The sequence below is a fragment of the Variovorax sp. KBW07 genome (genome assembly GCF_003852515.1).
Lineage (GTDB): Bacteria > Pseudomonadota > Gammaproteobacteria > Burkholderiales > Burkholderiaceae_C > Variovorax.
In genome coordinates, this window is sequence record NZ_QAJK01000117.1 from 1 (window position 1) to 22,441 (window position 22,441).

Annotated in this window: 20 protein-coding genes; 2 read left to right on the forward strand and 18 right to left on the reverse strand. The window is 66.3% G+C overall.

Annotated features, from left to right (window positions below):
• From DBV14_RS21895 to DBV14_RS21915, 5 genes are all read right to left on the reverse strand, one after another.
• The coding region (locus tag DBV14_RS21895; RefSeq protein ID WP_185546088.1) for a tripartite tricarboxylate transporter permease at nucleotides 1-960 on the reverse strand (960 nt) is incomplete at its 3' end.
• 12 nt (nucleotides 961-972) lie between these two features.
• Nucleotides 973-1,461, reverse strand: a complete 489-nt coding sequence (locus DBV14_RS21900; protein WP_124462031.1) for a tripartite tricarboxylate transporter TctB family protein — start codon at nucleotides 1,459-1,461, stop codon at nucleotides 973-975.
• Nucleotides 1,462-1,699: 238 nt separating this feature from the next.
• A complete protein-coding gene (locus tag DBV14_RS21905; protein WP_124462033.1) occupies nucleotides 1,700-2,119 on the reverse strand; it encodes an RNA-binding protein in 420 nt (139 codons plus the stop codon).
• 180 nt (nucleotides 2,120-2,299) lie between these two features.
• Nucleotides 2,300-2,536: a DUF3820 family protein gene (locus tag DBV14_RS21910; protein ID WP_124462035.1), complete on the reverse strand. Its 237-nt coding sequence runs from the start codon at nucleotides 2,534-2,536 to the stop codon at nucleotides 2,300-2,302.
• A 7-nt stretch (nucleotides 2,537-2,543) separates the two neighbouring features.
• Nucleotides 2,544-2,927, reverse strand: coding sequence for a translation initiation factor Sui1 (locus DBV14_RS21915; RefSeq protein ID WP_185546089.1), 384 nt, complete (start codon nucleotides 2,925-2,927; stop codon nucleotides 2,544-2,546).
• Nucleotides 2,928-2,977: 50 nt separating this feature from the next.
• Here DBV14_RS21915 and DBV14_RS21920 point away from each other — a divergent pair, with 50 nt between their 5' ends.
• Entirely contained in the window at nucleotides 2,978-4,255 is a 1,278-nt protein-coding gene (locus DBV14_RS21920; RefSeq protein WP_124462039.1) for a DEAD/DEAH box helicase, read from the forward strand.
• Nucleotides 4,256-4,280: 25 nt separating this feature from the next.
• On the opposite strand, the gene DBV14_RS21925 is transcribed toward DBV14_RS21920, so the two are convergent.
• From DBV14_RS21925 to argE, 11 genes are all read right to left on the reverse strand, one after another.
• Entirely contained in the window at nucleotides 4,281-4,583 is a 303-nt protein-coding gene (locus DBV14_RS21925; RefSeq protein ID WP_124462063.1) for a Dabb family protein, read from the reverse strand.
• A 141-nt stretch (nucleotides 4,584-4,724) separates the two neighbouring features.
• On the reverse strand, nucleotides 4,725-5,483 hold the full coding sequence (locus tag DBV14_RS21930; RefSeq protein WP_124462041.1) for a slipin family protein: 759 nt from the start codon (nucleotides 5,481-5,483) through the stop codon (nucleotides 4,725-4,727).
• Between the two features lie 139 nt (nucleotides 5,484-5,622).
• Nucleotides 5,623-6,786, reverse strand: coding sequence for an acyl-CoA dehydrogenase family protein (locus DBV14_RS21935; protein WP_124462043.1), 1,164 nt, complete (start codon nucleotides 6,784-6,786; stop codon nucleotides 5,623-5,625).
• A gap of 17 nt (nucleotides 6,787-6,803) precedes the next feature.
• Entirely contained in the window at nucleotides 6,804-7,964 is a 1,161-nt protein-coding gene (locus DBV14_RS21940; RefSeq protein ID WP_124462045.1) for an acyl-CoA dehydrogenase family protein, read from the reverse strand.
• Between the two features lie 54 nt (nucleotides 7,965-8,018).
• Nucleotides 8,019-8,945, reverse strand: a complete 927-nt coding sequence (locus tag DBV14_RS21945; RefSeq protein WP_124462047.1) for an SDR family oxidoreductase — start codon at nucleotides 8,943-8,945, stop codon at nucleotides 8,019-8,021.
• Nucleotides 8,946-9,009: 64 nt separating this feature from the next.
• Nucleotides 9,010-10,962, reverse strand: coding sequence for an acetyl-CoA carboxylase biotin carboxylase subunit (locus DBV14_RS21950; protein WP_124462049.1), 1,953 nt, complete (start codon nucleotides 10,960-10,962; stop codon nucleotides 9,010-9,012).
• The gene (locus tag DBV14_RS21955) at nucleotides 10,959-12,569 is read right to left on the reverse strand and encodes an acyl-CoA carboxylase subunit beta (RefSeq protein WP_124462051.1); all 1,611 of its coding nucleotides are present in this window, start codon (nucleotides 12,567-12,569) and stop codon (nucleotides 10,959-10,961) included. Before DBV14_RS21955 ends, DBV14_RS21950 begins: the two co-directional genes overlap by 4 nt.
• A gap of 75 nt (nucleotides 12,570-12,644) precedes the next feature.
• Nucleotides 12,645-13,424: an MHYT domain-containing protein gene (locus DBV14_RS21960; RefSeq protein WP_124462053.1), complete on the reverse strand. Its 780-nt coding sequence runs from the start codon at nucleotides 13,422-13,424 to the stop codon at nucleotides 12,645-12,647.
• Between the two features lie 133 nt (nucleotides 13,425-13,557).
• Nucleotides 13,558-15,300: a hypothetical protein gene (locus tag DBV14_RS21965; protein ID WP_124462055.1), complete on the reverse strand. Its 1,743-nt coding sequence runs from the start codon at nucleotides 15,298-15,300 to the stop codon at nucleotides 13,558-13,560.
• A gap of 181 nt (nucleotides 15,301-15,481) precedes the next feature.
• On the reverse strand, nucleotides 15,482-16,741 hold the full coding sequence (locus DBV14_RS21970) for a DUF445 domain-containing protein (RefSeq protein ID WP_260397175.1): 1,260 nt from the start codon (nucleotides 16,739-16,741) through the stop codon (nucleotides 15,482-15,484).
• A complete protein-coding gene (argE, locus tag DBV14_RS21975) occupies nucleotides 16,734-17,900 on the reverse strand; it encodes an acetylornithine deacetylase (protein WP_124462057.1) in 1,167 nt (388 codons plus the stop codon). Before argE ends, DBV14_RS21970 begins: the two co-directional genes overlap by 8 nt.
• 100 nt (nucleotides 17,901-18,000) lie before the next feature.
• Between argE and DBV14_RS21980 the strand changes: the two genes are divergently transcribed.
• A complete protein-coding gene (locus DBV14_RS21980) occupies nucleotides 18,001-19,188 on the forward strand; it encodes a glycerophosphodiester phosphodiesterase (protein ID WP_124462059.1) in 1,188 nt (395 codons plus the stop codon).
• A gap of 17 nt (nucleotides 19,189-19,205) precedes the next feature.
• On the opposite strand, the gene DBV14_RS21985 is transcribed toward DBV14_RS21980, so the two are convergent.
• Both DBV14_RS21985 and DBV14_RS21990 read right to left on the reverse strand, forming a co-directional pair.
• Nucleotides 19,206-20,135: a hypothetical protein gene (locus DBV14_RS21985; protein WP_124462061.1), complete on the reverse strand. Its 930-nt coding sequence runs from the start codon at nucleotides 20,133-20,135 to the stop codon at nucleotides 19,206-19,208.
• Nucleotides 20,125-22,441 (reverse strand): type VI secretion system Vgr family protein (locus tag DBV14_RS21990; protein WP_148092449.1); only part of this gene is annotated, 2,317 nt, incomplete at its 5' end. The genes DBV14_RS21990 and DBV14_RS21985, both read right to left, overlap by 11 nt.

The following is a 22,441-nucleotide window of genomic DNA, read 5'->3' on the forward strand; positions in this document are numbered from 1 at the left end:
CGGGATGAAGGAGGTTTGCGCGCCGGCGTTGTTGGCCGACTCCGGCGAAGCCACGCCGCGGATGTTGCCCTTGCCGAACGGAACTTCGCCGGGGCGCATCTTGATCTTCTTCTCCAGCGCATACGAGGCGAACGAGGCCAGCAGCGCACCGCCGCCCGGCAAGATGCCCAGGGCCGAGCCCAGGGCCGTGCCGCGCAGCACGGCGGGCATCATGCGCTTGAAGTCGTCCTTGGTCGGCCACAGGCCCTTGACCTTGTGCGTGAACACCTCGCGCTCGTCATCCGGCTGCGAGAGGTTGCCGATGATTTCGCCGTAGCCGAACACACCCATGGCAATCACCACGAAGCCGATGCCGTCGGTCAGCTCGGGAATGTCGAAGCTGAAGCGCGCCACGCCCGAGTTGACGTCTGTGCCGACGATGCCGAGCAGCAGGCCCAGCACGATCATTGCCACCGCCTTCAGCAGCGAGCCCGAGGCCAGCACCACGGCGCCGATCAGGCCCAGGGTCATCAGCGAGAAGTATTCGGCCGGGCCGAACTTGAAGGCCAGCTCGGTCAGCGGCGGCGCGAAGGCGGCCAGGATCAGCGTGCCCACGCAACCCGCGAAGAACGAGCCCAGGCCCGCGGCTGCCAGCGCGGGGCCCGCGCGGCCCTGCCTTGCCATCTGGTAGCCGTCGATACAGGTGACCACCGAGGACGACTCCCCGGGCAGGTTCACCAGAATGGCGGTGGTCGAACCGCCGTACTGCGCACCGTAGTAGATGCCGGCCAGCATGATCAGCGCCGACACGGGCGGCAGTGCGTACGTGGCGGGCAGCAGCATCGCGATGGTCGCGACGGGGCCGATGCCCGGCAGCACGCCGATCAGCGTGCCCAGGATGCAGCCCAGCAGGCAATACAGCAGGTTGGTGAAGGTAAAGGCAACGCCGAAACCGATGGAAAGGTTGTGGATCAGGTCCATGGTGTGCGCTCCTCAGCCCGAAATGAAAGTGGGCCAGACCTGGATCTGCAACTTGAGCGCCCAGATGAACGCCACGTAGCTGCCTGCCGCCAAGATGGTCGAGAGAATCAGCACGTCGCGCAGCTTGAACTGCTCGCCCGCCATGCTCGAGATGATCGTGAGCGCGTAGATCGCGATGATCATCCCCATGGCCGGCAGCCCGATGCTGGGCAGGCCGCCCAGCAGCACGCCGAACGCAAGGTTGGCGCCGAGCACGAAGGCCAGCGGCTTCCAGGCCCACTTGCCGATCGGATCGCCATCGGCGGTTTCGACCACCAGCGCCTGGAACATGATGATGGCCCCGAGGATGGCCAGCAGGATGCCCAGCATGAGCGGGAAATAGCCGGGCCCCATCCGGGCTCCGTTGCCGACCGTGTAAGTGGTCGCTCCGATTGCGAAAGCGCCCCCCACGGTGGTGAACATGACCCCTGAAAAGAAGTCCGCCTGACTCTTTATCTTCATTATCTCGACCCTCTTGTTTGGAGAGGTGAGGGTCGTCTTCGGCGGCTGACGGTTGGCTGACCGCGGGTGTACGGACAAATGCTTAGCGCAGGCTTAGGGTTCTCCCCCTGAAGGCTTTGCGCACGCCTGCCGACCGGCTTTTTCCGTCTCAAAAAACGGCGGGCAGAAACGAAAAAAGCTCCCGAAGGAGCTTTTTATTCAAAGAGGGCCGAGGCCCCCTGAGCTTGTGGGTGAGGGCTTAGTAGCCGCCGCGACCACCGCCGCCGCCGCCGTAGCCGCCGCCACCGCCGCTACGGCCACCGCCGCCGCCGCCGTAACCACCGCCGCCGCCGCCACCACCGTAGCCGCCACCGCCACCACCAGCGCCGCCGCCGTAGCCGCCACCACCGCCGGTGCGGGGAGGACGAGCTTCCATCGGACGGGCTTCGTTCACCGTCAGGGCGCGGCCCTGGAGCGAATGGCCGTTCATGGCTTCAACGGCTGCGAGTGCTTCTGCATCGCTGCCCATTTCGACAAAGCCGAAGCCCTTCGAACGGCCGGTGTCACGTTCCATCATGACCTTGGCGCTGACGATCGAGCCGAACTCGCCGAAAGCCTGTTCCAGGTCGTTGTCACGCACAGAGTAGGCGAGGTTGCCTACGTAGAGTTTCTTGCCCATGGAGGGACTCCTAATTCAAACCAACAAAACAAAGCGATGGAGTCCCAGAATCACAACAAACAAAATGCGCTGTGGCGCGAAACTGACCGATCACCGAATTACGTGCACGGGAGACAAGCTCGCAGACACGTAGGCCGGATTATCCAGCCCCATTTCAGAAAAGAGTGGGGAAATCATGTGTTATTGAGAAACATCTCTGCCCGACGGGCGGTTTCGCAACGGTTTCAGCAGGTCGGAGAGCCCGTTGTGGTCTATTTCATGCATCAAGGCGAGCAGCCGGCCAATTTCTCCCGAGGGAAAACCCTCGCGTGCAAACCACGTCAGGTAATTTCCGGGCAAATCGGCGATCAACGTGCCCTTGTGCTTGCCAAATGGCATTTGGAGCGTCACCAGGCGCTGCAGGTCTTCGGGTTGCATGGGCTGTTTACCCTCCGGCCCGCTTGACCGTGTGGCCCTGTTTCACCAGCGCGGCAATCACCGTTTCGCGGTGGTCGCCCTGGATTTCGATCACGCCGTCCTTCACCGTGCCGCCCGAGCCGCAGGCCGTCTTGAGCTGCTTGCCCAGCGCCGTGAGCGCTTCCGCGTCGAGCGCAACGCCCTTGATGACGGTCACGCCCTTGCCTTTGCGGCCCTTGGTCTCGTGCGATACACGCACAATGCCGTCAGTGGCCGGCACGCGTGCCTTGAGTTCCTTGCAGCGGCACTGGGCCACGGGCTCGCCGCAGTCGGGGCACATGCGCCCGCCGGCCTCGGTGGAATACACCAGGGCGCTGCCGGTCTGCTGATTGCGCTGTTTCATCGTCGACATTCGATACGTCTCTTCTCTATCTATCTCGGGTTTTCTCTCTGTCTGCTCACATGCCATTCGACTCTCTGGGCCTGGCCCCCGCGCTCGTGCAGGCTGCCGCCGAAAGCGGTTATGCCGCGCCGACCGCCATCCAGGCCGCGGCCATCCCCGCGATTCTGCAAGGTCGCGACGTGCGGGGCTCGGCACAGACCGGCTCCGGCAAGACCGCCGCATTTTCCCTGCCGCTGCTGCAGCGCCTGGTCGCCGAAGCCGCACAGTCGCCGCGCCGCGTGCGCGCGCTGGTGCTCGTGCCCACGCGCGAGCTCGCGGCCCAGGTCGGCGAAACCATGCGCAGCCTGGCGCAGCACCTGCCCGAACGCCTGAAGATTGCCATTGCCTTCGGTGGCGTGTCGATCAACCCGCAGATGATGGGCCTGCGCGGCGGTGCCGACATCGTCGTCGCCACGCCGGGCCGCCTGCTCGACCTGGTCGACCACAACGCGCTCAAGCTCAACACCGTGTCGATGCTCGTGCTCGACGAGGCCGACCGCCTGTTCGACCTCGGCTTTGCCGAAGAGCTGAACCGCATCCTGGCGATGCTGCCCGCTCAGCGCCAGAACCTGCTGTTTTCCGCGACCTTTCCGCCCGCCATCCAGGCGCTGGCCGACGGCATGCTGCGCGAGCCCGCCGTCATCGACGTGCAGGGCGAACCCGGCACCGAGCCTGCCATCGTGCAGCGCGTGATCGAGGTCGACCCCGACCGCCGCACGCAACTGCTGCGCCATCTGCTGAAAGAAAACGAGTGGGAGCGCGTGCTGGTCTTCGTCGCCACGCAGCATTCGGCACAGATCGTGGCCGAGAAGCTCTACAAGAACGGCGTGTACGCCGTGCCCTTCCACGGCGACATTGCGCAGGGCACGCGCACCGACATCCTGGCGCAGTTCAAGCAGAGCCGCTGGGACGTGGTGATTGCCACCGACCTTGCCGCGCGCGGCATCGACATCGCGCAGTTGCCCGTGGTCATCAACTACGACCTGCCGCGCTCGCCGACCGACTACATCCACCGCATCGGCCGCACCGGCCGGGCGGGCGAAAGCGGGCTGGCCATCAGCTTCGTCAGCGCGTCGACCGAAGCGCACTTTCGCCTGATCGAAAAACGCCAGGGCCTGAGCCTGCCGCGTGAACGCATCGAAGGCTTCGAGCCGACCGAGGTGGCCGTGCCGCTGGTCGATGCCTCGGGCACGGGCGGCATCAAGGGCAAGCGGCCGAGCAAGAAGGACAAGCTGCGCGCGGCTGCCGCACTCGCGGCCACGCAGCACGGCGGCGACAAAGCCGAAAAGAACGACTGACCGGGGCAGGCCGGAGTCGAACGGGTCAGCCCACCGCGTAATCCACCTGGTGCCGCGCGATCCGCAGGTCGCCCAGCTCCTCGCGAACCTGCAGGTGTGCCGGATGCGTGGCGTACCCGTCGAGGGCGGCCTGACTGTCGAACTCGCTGTACAGCACCACGTCGCACGCGTAGGCCACGCGGCTCGAATCCACGCCCACTTCGATGTGCAGCAGGCCGGGAATCCGGCCGCGCAGCGACTCGAACTTGCGCTTGAGCAACTGCGTGGCTTGCGCCTTTTCTTCCTGCGATTCGCCGCGCAGGTCCCACATCACGATGTGCTTGAACATGGGCACGATGGTAAGCACGCGGCAGGCAAAAACGCGCATGCCGAAGGGTCCGCGCGTGAGGAACAGTTTTCCGCTTTTGCAGCAATCCGCGCCTTTGCGCGGGCGGCGCTCGGGGCCTGAGCCCTTCGGAGGCTCAGGCACTCACGCGGGCTTCGGCAGGAAGTTCGCGAGCAGGTCGATGGGCAGCGGGAACACGATGGTGGTGTTCTTGTCCGCGCCGATCACCGTCAGCGTTTCCAGGTAGCGCAGCTGTATGGCCTGCGGCTCCTGGGCCAGCACGCGGGCGGCCTGGAACAGCTTTTCCGATGCCTGCAATTCGCCCTCGGCGTGGATCACCTTGGCGCGGCGTTCGCGTTCCGCCTCGGCCTGCCGCGCGATGGCGCGGACCATCGATTCGGTGAGGTCGATCTGCTTGATCTCGACGTTCGACACCTTGATGCCCCATGACGCCGTCTGCACGTCCAGCGACTCGCGCACATCGAGGTTGAGCTTCTCGCGCTCGGCCAGCATGTCGTCCAGCTGGTGCTTGCCCAGCACCGAGCGCAGGGTGGTCTGTGCCAACTGGCTGGTGGCGTTGAAGAAGTCCTTGACCTCGATGATGGCCTTGGCCGCATCGACGATGCGGAAGTAGACGACGGCGCTGACCTTCACCGACACGTTGTCGCGCGAGATCACGTCCTGCGTCGGCACTTCGAGCACCACGGTGCGCAGGTCGACGCGCACCACCTGCTGGATGACCGGAATCACGATCACCAGGCCGGGCCCCGAGACCTTGGAGAAGCGACCGAGAGTGAACACGATGCCGCGCTCGTACTCCCGGAAAATCCATACCGCCGAAAAAACCAGCGCCGCCACCAAGACCAGGACGACGGTGCCGATGCCATAAGTGAAAGAGAGCATGGTGATCTCCCGCGACTCAGCAAAGGTGCTGGATGGTTGGACACCCGCGGCGCAACGGCGTTCCGGCCGGGCCGGAATAAAGATCGAAGACCGAAGACCGAAGACCGAAGACCGAAGACCGAAGACTGGTGCAGCGTGGCTACCAGCCCATCTGCCGCGCCGCCAGTTCCTTCATGATTTCTTCGGCACCGCCGCCGATCATCATCACCTTGACCTCGCGGTAGATGCGCTCGCTCACCGTGCCGCGCATGAAGCCCATGCCGCCGAGAATCTGCACCGCCTGGTCGGCGCAGAACTGCATGGTCTGCGTCGCGTGGTTCTTCAGCATGCAGACCTGGGCCACCCACTCGGGCGCGTTGATGCGCCCCTCTGCTTCGTGCGCATCGCCTTCGGCCGACACGGCTTCGAGCCAGGCTTCGGTGGAGGCAATGCGCATCTGCATGTCGACCAGCTTGTGGCGCACCGCCTGGTGTTCGATGAGCGCGGCGCCGAAGGTCTTGCGTTCGCGCGACCAGGCCAGCGCTTCGTCGAGGCAGGCCTGGGAAAAGCCGAGTGCGCCCGCGGCCAGCCCGATGCGCTCGCCATTGAAGTTGCCCATGACCATGCGGAAGCCTTCGCCTTCGTTCCCTAGAAGGTAGCGCGCGGGCACGCGCACGTTGTCGAAGTGCAGTTGCGCGGTGTCGGAGCACAGCCAGCCCATCTTCGACAGGCGCGTGCGCGTGATGCCCGGCGCATCGCCCGGCACCAGCAGCATCGAGATGCCGCCCGCTCCGCGCCCTTCGCCGGTTCGCACCGCCACGGTGATCCAGTCCGCGCGCATGCCCGAGGTGATGAAGGTCTTTTCGCCGTTCACCACGTAGTGGTCGCCGTCCCGCTTTGCCGTCGTGCGCAGCGCCGCCACGTCGGAGCCGCCGCCCGGCTCGGTGATGGCGAGCGCCGCGATCTTCTCGCCACGCAGCACCGGCGGCACGACTTCCTGGCGCACTGCGTCGCTGGCATGCAGCACCACCGGCGGCAGGCCGATATTGTGAGAGAAAAGGCTGGCCAGCACGCCGCCGCTTTTGCCGTGGCGTGCGAGCGCAATCCATGCGGGAAGCTTGAGCGCGTAGGAAGCCGGCGTGCCGCCCAGCGCCTCGGGGTAGCTCAGGCCGAGCAGACCGAGTTCGGCGGCGCGCGCATACAACGCGCGTGGAAACTCGCCGGCTTCGTCCCAGGCCTGCACGTGCGGTGCGATCTCGCTTTCGGCAAAGCGCCGCACCGTGTCGGCGAGCGCCGCGCGGTCGGCTTTCAGTTCGGCGTCCATGCGATGCGGCCGCCTGCTCAGCCGCGCGGCGGGCGCTTGGCGATGCCCATGGTCTTCGCGAGGATGCCGAGCATCACTTCGTCGGCACCGCCGCCGATGGAGCCCAAACGGCCATCGCGGTAGAGGCGTGACACGCGGTTCTCGAGCGTGAAGCCCATGCCGCCCCAGAACTGCAGGCAGGTGTCGGCCACCTGCCGCGTGAGGCGGCCGGTCTTCAGCTTGGCCATCGAGGCCAACTCGAGCACGTCTTCGCCCTGCACATGCAGGTCGCAGGCGCGGTAGGTGAGGGCGCGCAGCGCTTCCACTTCGGTCTTCAGCTCGGCCAGCTTGAACTGCACCCATTGCTGGTCGGCCAGCGTGCCGCCGAACATCTGGCGCTGCTGCGCCCATTCGATGGTCTGCGCGATGCAGTCTTCCATTGGTTCGAGCGAACTGGCGGCAGCCCACAGCCGTTCTTCCTGGAACTGCTGCATCTGGTAGACGAAGCCCTGGCCCTCTTCGCCGATGCGGTAGCGCTGCGGCACGCGCACGTTGTCGAAATAGATCAGGCCCGTGTCGCTCGAGTTCATGCCGATCTTGCGGATCTTCTTCGCCTTCTCGATGCCGGGCAGGTTCATCGGCACCATCACCAGCGACTTGTTGCGGTGCACCGGGCCGTCGCTGGTGTTGACCAGCATGCACATCCAGTCGGCCTGCAGGCTGTTGGTGATCCACATCTTCTGGCCGCTGATGAGGTAGTCGTCGCCGTCCTTGCGCGCATGGCTCTTCAGGCCCGCCACGTCGCTGCCCGCGCCGGGCTCGCTCACGCCGATGCAGCCGACGGTGTCGCCCGCGATGGCCGGCGCCAGGAATTCGCGGCGCAGTTCGTCGCTGCCGAAACGCGCCAGCGCCGGCGTGCACATGTCGGTCTGCACGCCGATGGCCATTGGCACGCCGCCACAGCTGATGTGGCCCAGCGCTTCGGCCAGCGCCATCGCATACGAATAGTCGAGCCCTGCGCCGCCGAAGGCCTCGGGCTTGTTCAGGCCTAGCAGGCCGAGGTTGCCGAGCTTCTTGAAGACCTCGTGCGCGGGAAAGATCTCGGCCGCTTCCCACTCTTCCACGTGCGGGTTGATTTCATCGTCGATGAAGCGGCGCAGGGTCTTCTGGATCTCGAGGTGTTCGTGCGTGTACTGCATGTTGCTTGTCTCCGGTCAGTCGTTCGGTTCGGTCTTGTCTGCCTGCTTGTCTGTTCATTCGCTCTTCGGCGGGGCCTGGAAAACACGCGGCGTCTGCGCCAGGTGAAAGCCATCGAAGGGCCGCACCGCCGCGCGCTGCTGCGCCTGCGCGTCAGGCAGCGCCATCGGCCAGCCCATGCGCACCTGTGGCCGCGCGCCGTCCACCCGCAGCACGCTGCCGCTGATGAAGCTGGCCGCGGGGCTCAGCAGGAAGGCGATGGCGGCGGAGGTTTCGGCTTCGTTGCCGAAGCGGCCCGCGGGCACGGTCTTGCGCATGGCGCGCAGCATGTCGCCGGCCTCGGGCGGGTAGTGGTCCATGCCGCTCGATGCGATGTAGCCGGGCGCCACCGCGTTCACGCGCACGCCGCTGGCAGCCCATTCGAGCGCCGCCGTTTCGGTGAAGCTCACCATGCCGGCGCGCGCCGCGCCGCTGTGGCCCATGTTGGGCATCGAGCCCCACATGTCGGCCACGATGTTGACGATGGCGCCGCCGTTCGCCTGCATGCTCTGCACGAAGCATTCGCGCGCCACAAGAAAGCCGCCCGTGAGGTTGGTGTGGATCACCGCTTCCCAGCCCTTGGCCGAAATGGCGGCGAGCGGCGTGATGTACTGGCCGCCGGCATTGTTGACGAGGCCATCGATGCGCCCGTGCGCGGCAACGATGGCGGCCACCGCCGTGCGCACCGCTTCTTCCTGGCGGATGTCGAAGGCCTGAATGCTGGCCTTGCCGCCGGCATCGACGATCTCGGCCTGCACCGCTTCGAGTTTCTCGGCATTGCGTCCGACCAGCACGACCTGCGCACCGAGCGCCGAGAGTTCGTGCGCGGTGCAGCGGCCGATGCCCGAGCCGCCGCCGGTGACGACGATGACCTGTCCGCCGAAAAGACCGGGCGCGAAGACGGAGCGGTAGCGGGAAGAAGAAGGGGCAGAAGGGGCGTTCATTCGAAAGACTTCCGGATCAAGGGCAGGGACGTGAAAAGGTGAGTGGCGCCAATCGGTTCCGTCGTCACGCGTCGGCAATCTCCGCGACCACGTGGCGCGCGGCCACCTGCGCGCCGACCGCCACGTGCAGCGCGGCGACGCGGCCGGCGCGCGGGGCGCAATGCACGTGCTCCATCTTCATCGCCTCGAGCGTGATCAGCGGCTGGCCGGCCGCGACGGCATCGCCTTCGGCCACCAGCAGGGCGATGACGCGGCCGTTCATCGAGGCGCGCAGCAGGCCATCGCCGCCGGCGGTGCCGGCCCGCGCCACGGCCACGTGCGTGAGATTGCGCAGCGCGAAGGCGCGGCCGTTGAAGTGAAGCCACACGGAGTCCGCGGCGTCGCGCACCGTGAAGGCCTGGTCCACCAAGCCATGGCACGAGAACCGCACGGTGCCGTCACCCGGCAAGGCCAGCAGCGTGACCTGCGTGCTCGCTCCGTCGTCCAGTGCGATGTCGAAATGCCCGGCGCCGCGCGGCGTCACGCGGGCCGCGTGCACCGTCTCGTCGAGCGAGAAGCGCAAGGCATTGGGCAGCGTGTGCGCGAGCGGTGACGGCCATCCGCGCTCGCCCAGTTGGAGCAGCAGCGCGGCCAGCAAGGCGGCCTGCTTGTTCGTTTTCGCATCGGCCGCGAGCAGCGTGTCGAGATGGTCGGCGATGAACGCGGTGGTCGCGCCGCCGCTTGCGAACACCTCGTGCGACAGCACGCGCTGCAGCAGTTGCTGGTTGGTTGCGATGCCCAGCGCCACCGTGTCCTGCAGGCCCGCGACCAGCCGATGCCTGGCTTCGTCGCGCGTGCGGCCATGGGCGATGAGCTTGGCGACCATCGAGTCGTAAAAGGGCGGCACGACGGCGCCGTCGCGCAGCGCGTGCTCGGTCCGCAGGGCTGTTGATGGGCGCCATGCGGCGAAGGTGCCGCTCTGGGGCATGAAGCCCTGCCGCGGGTCTTCGGCGCACAGCCGCACTTCGATGGCGTGGCCGCTGATGCGCACGTCCTGCTGCGCCAGCGGCAGCGGCTCTCCGGCCGCGACGCGCAGCTGCAGCTCGACCAGGTCGAGGCCTGTCACGGCTTCGGTCACCGGGTGCTCGACCTGCAGGCGCGTGTTCATTTCCATGAACCAGTACTGGCCCTCGGCATCGAGCAGGAATTCAAGCGTGCCCGCGCCTTCGTAGGCGATGGCCTTCGCGGCAGCGACGGCGGTCGCGCCCATGCGCTCGCGCAATGCGGCGGACACAGCTGGCGACGGCGCTTCTTCGACCACTTTCTGGTGCCGTCGCTGCACCGAGCAGTCGCGCTCGCCGAGGTGAATCGCGTTGCCGTGACGGTCGGAGAACACCTGGATCTCGATGTGGCGCGGCGCCACGATGGCGCGCTCCAGAATGACCGTGGCGTCGCCGAAGGCATTGAGCGCTTCGGACTGCGCGCTTTGCAGCAGTTCTGCAAAAGCCGCCGCCGAATTCACGAGCCGCATGCCGCGCCCGCCGCCACCGGCGGTCGCCTTGATCATCACCGGCCAGCCGATGCGCCCGGCCTCGGCCGCGAGCCTGGCGGTGCTCTGGTCTTCGCCCTGGTAGCCAGGGATGCACGGCACGCCCGCCGCCTGCATCAGCCGCTTGGCGCCGGCCTTGTCGCCCATGGCGCGAATGGCCTCGGGCGAGGGGCCGATGAAGACCAGCCCCGCATCGCGGCAGGCCTGCGCGAACTCGGCGTTCTCGGCCAGGAAGCCGTAGCCGGGGTGCACCGCGTCGGCGCCGCTGGTGCGTGCGGCCTCGATGACGGCGGCGATGTTCAGGTAGCTTTGCGCCGGCAGCGATTCGCCGATCCATACGGCCTGGTCGGCTTGCCGCACGTGTTCGGCATCGGCGTCGGCGCTGGAGTACACGGCCACCGTGCGGTAGCCCATGGTGCGCGCCGTGCGCATCACGCGGACCGCGATTTCGCCACGGTTGGCGACAAGGATCTTGTGAAATTTGCTCATGGCCGTGCCACCGAAAATTGCATGGCCTGCGGCGCGCGCGCATCGGCATCGCGGCAGATCGACAGAACCTCGGCCAGCACCGCGCGCGTGTCGCGCGGGTCGATCACGCCGTCGTCGAGCAGCATCGCGCTGGTGGTGAACACGCTCATCTGCCGGTCGAAGCGCTCGACGATCTGCTGTTGCATCGCGTCGATCTTCGCGGCGTCGACCGCGCCTTTGCGTGCCATGCCGGCCTCCATCACGATGGCCATGGTCTTGGCAGCCTGCTCGCCGCCCATCACGGCGGTGCGCGCGTTGGGCCATGAGAAGCAGAAGCGCGGCGCAAAGCCGCGGCCGCACATGCCGTAGTTGCCCGCGCCGTAAGAGGCGCCGCAATGCAGCGTGACCTGCGGCACGGTGGCGTTGGTCACGGCCTGGATCATCTTGGCGCCGTGCTTGATGATGCCGGCCTCTTCGTGCGCGCGGCCCACCATGTAGCCGGTGATGTTCTGCAGGTAGACGATGGGCGTGCGCGACTGGCAGCAGGCCTGGATGAAGTGCGTGGCCTTGGTGGCGCCGTCGGAGTCGATGGGGCCATTGTTGGTGACGATGCCCACGGCATGGCCTTCGAGCCGGATGTGGCCGCAGACGGTGGCGCTGCCGTAGTGCTCGCTGAACTCCAGGAATTCGGAGCCATCGGCAATGCGCGCGATCACCTCGCGCATGTCGACCGGCCGGCGGCCATCGCTGGGCATGATGCCCAGCAGGTCTTCGGCGTCGTAGCGCGGCGGCGCAAAGCTGCGCGGGGTTTCGTCGCGGGCCCAGTCGATGCCGCCGAGGATCGAGCGCGCGATGCGGATGGCGTCGCGGTCGTCTTCGGCCAGGTAGTCGCCCAGGCCCGAGATGTGGGTGTGCATCACGGCACCGCCCAGTTCTTCTTCGGTCGCAATCTCGCCGGTGGCGGCTTTCAGCAACGGCGGCCCCGCCAGGAAGGCCCGGGTGCGGTCGCGCACCATCACGATGTAGTCGGACAGGCCCGTCTGGTAGGCACCGCCCGCGGTCGACGAGCCGTGCGTCACTGTCACTACGGGCAGCCCCGCCGCCGACAGCCGTGCGAGGTTGCGAAAGATGCTGCCGCCGCGCACGAAGTCCTGCACGCGGTACTGCATGAGGTTGGCGCCGGCGCTTTCCACCAGCTGCACGTAGGGCAGCTTGTTCTCCAGCGCGATCTCCTGCACGCGCAGCTGCTTGTCCAGCCCCATGGGCTGCAGCGCGCCGGCGTCGATGCCGGAGTCGGAGGCGTTGACCATGCAGCGCACGCCGGCCACCTGGCCGATGCCCGAGAGCAGGCCACCGCCGGGCACGCTCTTCGACAGGTCGGGGTTGTCGTGGCCCAGCCCCGCGAGGGAGGCCAGCGGCAGAAAGGGCGCGCCGGTGTCGAGCAGCAGCGCCAGTCGCTCACGCGGCAGCAGCTGGCCGCGCTTGGCGAAGCGCTCGGCCGAGGCGCTCGAGGCGGCCGTGGCGCGGGCTTCGTGTGCCCGCACCTGGCCGAGCAGCGCGAGCATGCCGGTGCGGTTGGCCTGGAAGGTGTCGCTGGCCGCGTGCAGCCGGGATTCGATGACGGGCATGAAGAGTCTGTGCAGAACGTGGGTTGTCGGTCTGCACAGACTGTAGGCCGCGGGCTGCGCGGCCGCTTGTGCCAACTAGCTGGTGCGGGCGCGCTGCGGGGTGGCGGCGCTCGGCGAATCGAGGCTGCTGCCGGTGACCACCCAGTAGATGAAGATCAGCACCGCGCCGGCCGTGCCGAACACCGTGAGGCCCATGTAGCTGCCGCCGATGGCGAGCGCGTCGGTCGGCGCGGCCGCGGTGCAGACCATGCTGGCCGCGCTCATGCCCACGTAGTGCATGGTGCAGACCGCCACGCCCATCACGGCGGCGGCCGCCACCTTGTGGGTGAACTTCTGCAGGTTGAACGCCAGCCACAGCGCGGCGGCGGCGGCGGTGATGGCAATGGCCACCGACAGCGCGACCATCGGCAGGCTGAACTCCATCGATGCCCGCATGTTCATGGCGAACATGCCCATGTAGTGCATCACGCAGACGCCGATGCCGGCCAGCAGGCTGCCGGCCAGCCAGCCCGACTTGCTGAACTTCCGGCGTCCGCCGGCCATGTAGAGCGCAACGCCCGAGATCAGGATGGCCGCGACCAGCGAGACCGCGGTGAGCGGCATGTTGTACGAAATGCCGAAAGGCAGCCGGTACGCCAGCATGCCGATGAAGTGCATCGACCAGATGCCGATGCCGCCCAGCGCCACCGCGGCGCAGGCCACGACGGCAAGGTTGGGCTTGCCGTCCGCGCCGACCATGCGGCCCGCGCAGATCAGCGCCACCAGCGAACCGGCGAATGAGATCAGGAAGGAAAGCGCCACCAGCCCCGGTGAGTATTCGGGCGATAGCAATTGGCCTACGACGAGCGGAGTCATGCGTTGTCCCTTCAAGAAAGAACGCCTCGCAATACCCCCGAAAGCCGGATGCGATCGGGACGCCACGAGGCGTCCCGGCCAGTTTGTAATATTTGTTTTTAAAAGTAAATTGAAATTTACACTTATTGTTACGCTACCTTACGGCACGAATTCGATATATCGCATTGTTGCGATCGGCACCCATGTAGACCGTGCCGTCGCTGCCCACCGCAACCCCTGTGACCACATAGGGCGGGGGCAATCCGGGGCCGGGTGCCAGGCCGATCGGCAGGTTCTCGGCCACGGTGCGGCGGCCGCCGTTGGCCGGGTCGATTTCCACCAGCCGGCGGGCCGCGCTCTCGGCCACGATGAAGCTGCCCCACGGCGTTTGCGCCACGCCCTCGGGCAGCGCCAGCCCGTCGGCGATGGTGCGCAGCGGCGCGCTGGCGTCCAGCGGAATGCGCAGCAGCTTGCCGGCCGCCTCGGTGACGTAGAGCGCGCCATCGTGGCCGACGATCATTTGCACCGGGCCGTTCAGGCCGCTAGCGAGCACTAGCTTTTCGGCAAACTTCGGGCCGCTGGCGCGGGTGATGCTGCCGGTGGCCAGCTCGGCATAGACCACGCTGCCGTCGGCCATGGGAATGGCATCGAATGGCGCCTTCAGGCCGTGGATGGTTTCGACGGTCTTGAGCGTCTGCCGGTCGACCAGCTGGACCGTGCCGGTGAACCAGGAGGTCAGTGCGAACAGCCTGGCCGACAGCCCGACCGCGAAGGGGTAGTCGAGCTCGGGGTCGCGCTGCATGAGGAACACGTCGCGCACTTCGCCGTTGCGCACGTCGACCTGGCGAAAGCCGAAGACGTCGGCCACCCAGAGGCTGTGGCCGTCGATCTTCATGCCCGCCGGCACCGCCACCTTGCCGCTGGTGAGCGTGCGCAGTTCGCCGGTGGCGGGGTTGAAGGCCTGCACCTCGTTGCTGGCCATGTTCGAGATGTAGATGGTTCCGTCGGGCGTGTCCTTTGCGATGGCCAGGTTGTCGAGCGCCGGCCGCAGCTGCTTGGCCACGGTCTTCCTGCCGGTCGCGAGGTCCACCCGCACCAGCTCGCCGCTGCGCGCATCGACCACCCACAGGTTGCCCTTGCCGTCGAGGTTGGCGGCGGCCGGGATCTTGAAGCCATCGGCGATCACGGTCATGGCGCCGTTCGCCGGGTCGATCTTCACCACCTGGCCCTTGAACCACAGCGGACCGTAGAGCATGCCGTCGGGCCCGGCCTCGAAGCCGTTGAAGCCGCCCATGTCTTTCTTGATGAGCCGGGGCGGCTTCTTGCCGTCGCGGTCGATTTCCCAGAGCGCGTCGCCCAGGAACACCTGCGAGGCGTAGAGCTTGCCGTTCCTGCGGTCGAAGTCGAGCGAGTTCAGGCCGGGCAGGTCCTTGGCGAGCACGCGCATCGGCGCGCCGTCGTTCTCGCGGTAGCGCAGCTTGCCCATGAGGTAGTTGGTCCAGGCCAGTTCGCCGTTGGGGCCGACCGCGATGTCGTCGGCCTGGCCTTCGGGCGCATCGACCAGCACCTTGGCCGCGCCGGTGGTGCGGTCCACTTCCCACAGCGTGTTGCCCAGCACGCTGCCCGCGAGCAGCCGGCCCTTGGCGTCGATGGCCAGCCCGTGCACGCCGGCGAACGACGACGGCGCGACCAGCACTTCGGGCGCGGCCCATGCGGTGGGCCGCGTGGGTGCCGCCGCCGTAGAGGGCGCCATCGACGACGCTGGCGACGCGGACGACGGCGCCGAAGACGACGATGGCGACACGGACGCCGGCGGCGCCAGCATGCCGCAGGCACCCAGCAGGGCGGCGATGGCAGCCAGCGAGCCGGCACGAAGGGTTCTGCTTCCACGGGGCATGGGTTCTTCTCCTCTTCTTGATTCTTGAATGCGCGGAGCAGTCTAGGAGGCACAGGTGTCAGCCGCGTCTCTCCGGGGACAGGATGCGCACTTTCGTTCGCTGTGGATTACCCGCGGCCTTCAGCCGGCGTTCAGCCCGGCCCGGCCCATGTCAGCCGACGTCAGCCGACCGCCGCCGATTTCAGCCGCGCAGCAGTTGCGTCACCGTGTGGATCAGCAGCCCCACCAGCCCGCCCACCAGCGTGCCGTTGATGCGGATGAACTGCAGGTCGCGGCCGATGTGGCGCTCCAGTTCGCTCGTCATTTCTTCAGCGTTCCATTCACCGACGCGCTCCTCGATGTAGCGGCGGATGTCTTCGCGGTAGCGCTCGATGGCCAGCGGTGCCGCCGCCTCGATCTGCTCGTTGATCCAGCGGCGGATCGGCTCGTCGGCCTGCAGCCGCGTGCCGAGCGCGCCGGCCATCGAGGCGATGCGCTGGCGGATCGTCGAGTCGCCACGGCCCAGGTCGTCGTGCAGCCATGCCAGCAGCTCGCCCCAGAGCCCGTGCAGGTAGTCGCCCAGGGCAGGGTGGGCAATCAGCTCGGCGCGGATCTGCTCGCCGCGCTGCTGGAATTCGGGGTCGAGCTTCAGGCGCACCACGAAGTCGTCGACGAAATGGTCGAAGCGCTTGCGCATCGGGTGGTCGGGCTCGGCGGCCAGCTCCCCGATGGTGTGCGCCACCGCCGCCACGATCTTGCGCGTGGCCAGCTTGGCCGCCACCTGGTCGAGGCCCACGTAGCGCAGCGTCTTGATCTCGCGCGCAATCGCCTCGGTGATGTGCGCCTGCATTTGCTCGCCTTCGAGCAGGCCGGCCACCTGTTGCAGCACGTCGTCCAGCAGGGCCTGGTGGCGCCCGCCGGCCGTGAGTGCGTCGAGCGCCTGGCCGGTCAGGCGCGAGAGGTCGATCTTTGCCAGGCCGGCCGCGGCGGCGCGACCCATGAAGTCGCGCACCCGTTCGTCGTCGAAGGCGGTGAGCCCGTAGCGCGTGGCGGCCACGCCCCATTCGCCGAGTTTTTCGCCGCTCGCGGGGCGGGCCAGCCAGTCGGCGATGCGGCCCGCCGCATCGAACTGGCGCAGCTTGGCGAGCACCTGCGCAGTGCTCAGGAAGTTGTTGCAGATGAAGCCGGCGAGCTTGGCGCCGATGCGGTCCTTGTTGCTCGGGATGATCGCGGTGTGCGGAATCGGCAGGCCCAGCGGGCGGCGGAACAGCGCCACCACCGCGAACCAGTCGGCAATGGCGCCGACCATCGCGGCCTCGGCGAATGCCGCCACGTAGCCCCAGGCTGGATGCCGGCCGTGCAGCGCGCTGGCCACCGCATACAGCAGCGCCGCCGCGCAGAGCAGGCCGAGCGCAACGCGCTTCATGCGATGCAGCGCATCGCTGCCGTTGTCGTCAGCCAATGACCGGCGAGGTGGCCAGGCGTTCCATGAACTGTTCGCAGCGCGCCAGCTGCTCCAGGCTCACGAATTCGTCGGGCTGGTGCGCTTGCTCGATGCTGCCGGGGCCGCACACCACGGTGGGGATGCCGGCGTTCTTGAACAGACCCGCTTCGGTGCCGAAAGCCACCAGCGTGGTGCGCTCCTCGCCCGCCAGGCGCTGCGCGAGCAGCGTGATCGGGTCGTTGGCCGCGCCCAGGAAGCTCGGAATCTCGCAGATGGTCTCGAAGCTGAAGCCGGCGTCGGGCGCCACCTTCTTCATGGCCGGTTCCAGCTTGTCCGCGTAGGCCACCACGTCGGCCTGCATGCGCTTGGCGTCGGCCGTGGGCAGGTCGCGGAATTCGTAGCGGAACTCGGCGTCGCGCGGCACCACGTTGTCGGCAATGCCGCCGTGGAACTGGCCCACGCTCGCGGTGCTGAAGGGCACGTCGAAGCCCTCGTAGCGGGGCTCGTTGCGCTCGAAGTCTTCCGCCATGTCGCGCACCTTGCCGATCACGCGGGCCGCCATCTCGATGGCATTGACCGACTTCGGCGTGAGCGACGAATGCGCTTCCTTGCCGCGCACGCAGCACTTGTAGCGGTACACCCCCTTGTGGGCGATGGCCGGCACCATGCTGGTGGGTTCGCCCACGATGCACGCCAGCGGCTTGATGCCGGCGTCGCGCATGTCGGCAATGAGTTCCTTCACGCCGAAGCAGCCGATTTCTTCCTCGTAGCTGAAGGCGAAATGCACCGCGAAGGGCGAGTCGCTTTCAAGGAAGCGGTGGGCGTTGGCCAGCGCGATGGCGATGAAGCTCTTCATGTCGGCCGAGCCGCGGCCATAGAGGCGCTCGTTCCGCACCACGGCCGAGAGCGGGTCGACGCTCCAGTCCTGCCCGTCCCAGGGCACCGTGTCGGTATGGCCCGAGACGATCACCCCGGCCGGCTTGCCTTCGCCCAGCGTGGCGAACAGGTTCGCCTTGGTGCGCTCGGCGTTGTAGGTGATGCGGCTCTTCACGCCCAGGGCCGCAAGGTGGCTCTGGGCGAAGTCGATCAGTTGCAGGTTGCTGTTGGCGCTGATGGTGTTCATGCGCACCAGGGTCTGGGCCAGCAGCAGGCTTTGAGGGGAAAGCGTATGGGGCATGCAACACATTGTCCAAGAAGTCGGCGCCGCGCGCCCGCCGTTGCACTGCATGTCATGCGGAGCGGGTACTCTGCGCCTCTTTTGGTTGGAGAAAAAAACCATGCGCACCCTTCAGATCGCCCTGACCGCCACCGCCGTCCTGGCCATGGCTGCCTGCAGCACCACCGGCCCCGCCAACAAGCTGCTCACGCTGGACGGCAATCCGCCGCTGGTCATTGCCCACCGCGGTGCCTCGGGCTACCTGCCGGAAGAAACGCTCGAAGCCTATGCGCGCGCCATCGAGCTGGGCGCCGACGTGATCGAGATGGACCTGGTCTCCACCAAGGACGGCGTGCTCATCGCCCGCCACGACCCCAACCTGGCCATCAGCACCGACGTCGCCAAGCACCCCCGCTTTGCCTCGCGCAAGAAGACCATCAAGGTCGACGGCGAAACCCAGACCGGCTGGTTCAGCAACGACTTCACGCTGGCCGAGATCAAGACGCTGGGCGGCATCTCGACCGACGCCGAGCGCCCGCAGGAATTCAACGGCAAGTTCAAGATCCCCACCTTCCAGGAGATCATCGATTTCGCCAAGGCCAAGTCGAAGGAAACCGGCCGCACCATCGCGATCTACCCCGAGACCAAGAACCCGACCTACTTCCGCGACCTCGGCCTGCCGATGGAAGACAAGGTCATCGCCGCCATCAACGCCGCCGGCTGGAACAGCAAGACCGCGCCGATCTACGTGCAGTCGTTCGAGCCGGGCAGCCTGAAGTACATGAAGAGCAAGGGCCTGAACACCCGGCTCATCCAGTTGATCGACGGCGACAGCGTCGACCTCCGGACCGGCACCGTGACCTTCGCCGTGCCGAGCGACCGCCCCTACGACTGGACCAAGGCCGGCGACAAGCGCAACTTCGACGCCATGGTCACGCCCGCCGGGCTGGCCGAGATCAAGACCTATGCCGACGGCATCGGCCCGTGGAAGCGCTACATCGTGAGCATCAAGGGCAGCGTCGGTGCCGACGGCAAGCCGCTGGACGTCAACAAGGACGGCAAGATCAACGACGCCGACGCCACCTCGGTGTCGCCCACCACGCTGATCGCCGACGCGCACAAGGCCGGCCTGTTCGTGCACCCCTTCACCTTCCGCAACGAGTCGCGCCGCCTGGCCGCCGACTACAACAAGGACGGCAAGAACGAGTACGCGATCTACTACAAGCTCGGCGTCGATGGCGTTTTCACCGACTTCACCGACACCGCTGTGGCTGCGCGCGCCGAGTACTTGAAAAGCATCGGCCGCTGATCTTTTGTTAAGAGCCGTCAGCCCGGTCGCTGACGTTCGTTCGAAGGAAAGAGCCTCGCCAGTTCGTCGGCAAACGGGTCGGGGCCGACCCAGTGCCACCAGGCATGCACGGAGTCCTGCCTGCCGGTGGCGGGATTTCGCACATACGCCGGGCCCAGCCAGTGCCCTTCGCCGAAGGTTTGCATCCGCTGATCGAGAGGAACTGAAGCGGTCAGTGCATCGTCGGCAAACATGGCCATGTAGCGGCCATCTTTTGGGGCGCGTTCGCCTGTCTGGGGCAAGTGGCCGAGCTTCTTGTCGTTGCACTGTTTGATTTCTTCGGGGGTGAGGTAGTCGCGGCTGATTTGGATACTGCTGAGCCTCAAGGCGGTGTAGGGGTTTTTGTCCGGGCCGTTCAGATAGGTGAAGAGGACTTCGATGTTGAAGTCGGCTTGCGGCTGCTCAAGAGGGGCGTACTCAAACACGCCGCCATTGAAATCCGGCAACCCATGGAGTTGGGCTACTTCGTATTGAAGATTTCCTCCGTCAGCCGTCCACCCGGGTGCGGTCTTCAGTTGGAGCAGTTGTTCCAGGCGCTCGCGCGGGATATTCATTTCTGGGCGAAAGTCAACTTGGAACAGCGCAGGTTCAAAGCCCGCCGTGCCGTCGCGCTTTGGGACAGTGTTCACGTAGATGCTGGCCCACTCGTTCATGAACCGAGCGTCGAATGCATGGCTTGTGCTGTTGTTGGGCTGCTGCCCTTTGTCCAGTCGGCGTACGGGTAGCAAGCGCTTCAAACTGTCGAACTCGGCCTCCCCCCGAATAACCTTCATGGCGGCGGCAATGAACTCGATGAGTTGCTCGCGCTGAGCATCGGTGTAGCGGAAGTCGTCGTAAACAGCCTGATACGCCCGGGCCTTCAGTTTGTAGGCTTCATAGGCGGCGCTCTTTTTCGTTTCAATAGGCATGACCGGCTTCCCCAGGGGCTGCGTTGTAGCGGGGGCGGATGGCGAATTCGAGTGCTTTTGTGCAAAAACCGGGTGCAGGCAGCAGGTCGCCAGGATCGCCGCCCCACAAGCGCCTGACCACTTCATCGCATGCGAAGCTGTCTTCCTCCCAGGGTTGCGTGCGGTAGCCGGTGCTGCCGTCTTTGCCTTGGGCCATGGCATCCACTTCGATGGAGAGGCCACCCAGGCCCACGTTTTGGAGAAGGTCATAAGCTGCTTTTCGTGCAAGGGGAAGTTCGGTCGGAAGAAGGTCCGAAAAAAAGCCGGGCTTGTCGGGCGGGCGTTGTTTATTGAGAGCGGCGGTGCGCGTCAATTGCCAGTAGTACATCCCGACGACCATGCGCTTGAGCCCGGTGCGGGCGCTGGGTTCATCAGGGACGGGTGTCGTGGCAGCGAGTTTGAATATCGTTGCGGGCTGAACTTTTTCCCAGAAGCGCAGGATGTGCGGCAACTCCCCGTAGTCGTCAGGGAACTGCTGCATCATGGCCAACACCCAGAAGAACTGCTGTGCGTGCCGCGCCTCGTGGTACAGGGTGCTGGCGAATTCGTGCATCCGATTTTGAAGTCCGCTGTCATTTTCTTGAGCGGCTTCGATCATGGATACGACCCCGCCCTTGCAGGCGACCAGCAGCCAATCCTTGGAACGCATCGACCCTTTGAGACTGTTGTCCTCAGGGTTCATGCCAAGTTCTAAAGCACGGACATCTGTCGGAATGAGCATGGTCGGCATAGCCTCTACAGGCAGTCCGAAAGCCGTTTTTACCAAGGCACTTTGAATGTTTGTTTTTAAAGTCTCGTTCAGATGCTTGAAGTCCGCATCGCTCAACGGCCAAGTAGCGTTCTTCCAATCAATCCCCCTCAGCGCAGGCTTGATGGCCTCCACATACGCGCGTGCCACCGGGTACTCCCATTTCTTGGCATCACCCACCTTGGGTTGACTCTTGCGCAGCCCCCAGTTGTTCGGGTCGCAGCTGGTGTGAATCGGCGCCTTGTCCTGGCTGGTGGCCTGGTCGTCATTGGTCCGATGTGCTTTGGCGCCGACCTTGTGCACCCGCTGTTCGGCGACCACGCCGTTGTCCTCATGGGTCTGCGCCGCGGGTGTCTGCACAAAAGGCGTGTAGCTGGCCAGCGCGCCATCCTCTGCGTGTCGTAGTACTTCCACGGTGGCTATTTGCTGCACCATGCTTTGCACGACTTCGGTCTCGCCCAGGTCGTTGGTCATGCCCTCGATGGTTCGGCCGCCCTGAAAAGCGATGCGGTACTTCTGCTGGGGCAGACGCAGCCCGCCAGCATGTTCAAGTAGAACGAAGTGCTCTTCGAGCAGGTGCCGCTTTTCGGTGAGGCCCGCGGTGGGCAGCACGGGGTACAGGGCATCGAGGCTCATCGGCCCCGCAAAGCCGTGTGTTGCCGCATGCTCGCGCCACACGCCACTGGTGCCATGCACGATGCCCGAGGCGTTCCACCGCGTGTAGCTGCTGCCCCCGTTGACCAGGATCTCTTCCTTGGCGGTGATCGTGATGCGGTTGGCCTCCAGCTTGATGTCCAGCTTGGCCATGAGCTTGATGCTGTCCTGCAGCGCCACGATGTCGATGCCCGCGGTGGCCGCCGTCAGGCGAATGGCCTTGTACGCAAAGAGCCGCACCGCCTCCTTGACGCTGGCCAGCAGGCTCTTGCCCGCGCCGATGCTCGTGTGCCCTCCACTGCTCAGGGCCGTGTGTTCGATGCTTGCAATGTGCGTCGTCGTGCCCGCCGTGCTGTGAATGCCAGCCGGGCTGGCAAGCACCAGATGCGGCTCCGCAAGCTCCGGGAACTGCCCTTCCGATGCCTTGCCACCCTTGCCCTTGATCGCATCGTTGTGGTCCTTCAGGACCTGCGTGACGGCATCCTGATCGCCAGCTTCGTGAGCCTTCGCCGCCTGCGCCGTATCGCTCATCCCCTCATGCAGATCCCTCGCAGCCGTCAGGCGTGCCACCGTCTCCCCCATGTCGGTGATGTGGCCCTGGGCATTGGGCCGGGCTTCGGTGGTGACCAACAAACCCTTGGCGGCGCGGACGGCCCCATGCCCGTCGGTACGCACTTCGACGCCCTGGCCCCGGTCATCCTTGCGCCCCGCCGTGTCGTCGATGCGCCCGATATACCCCAGGCTCAGGCTGCTGCACTGGTGATCGCTCTTGAGCTGGGCCTGGATCCTTCCGGCCTTGTCGTCCAGCGCCAGGTGGTTGCTCCGCCCACCGGGCCCCTTGCCGTCCGCACTCAGCTCCTGGCTT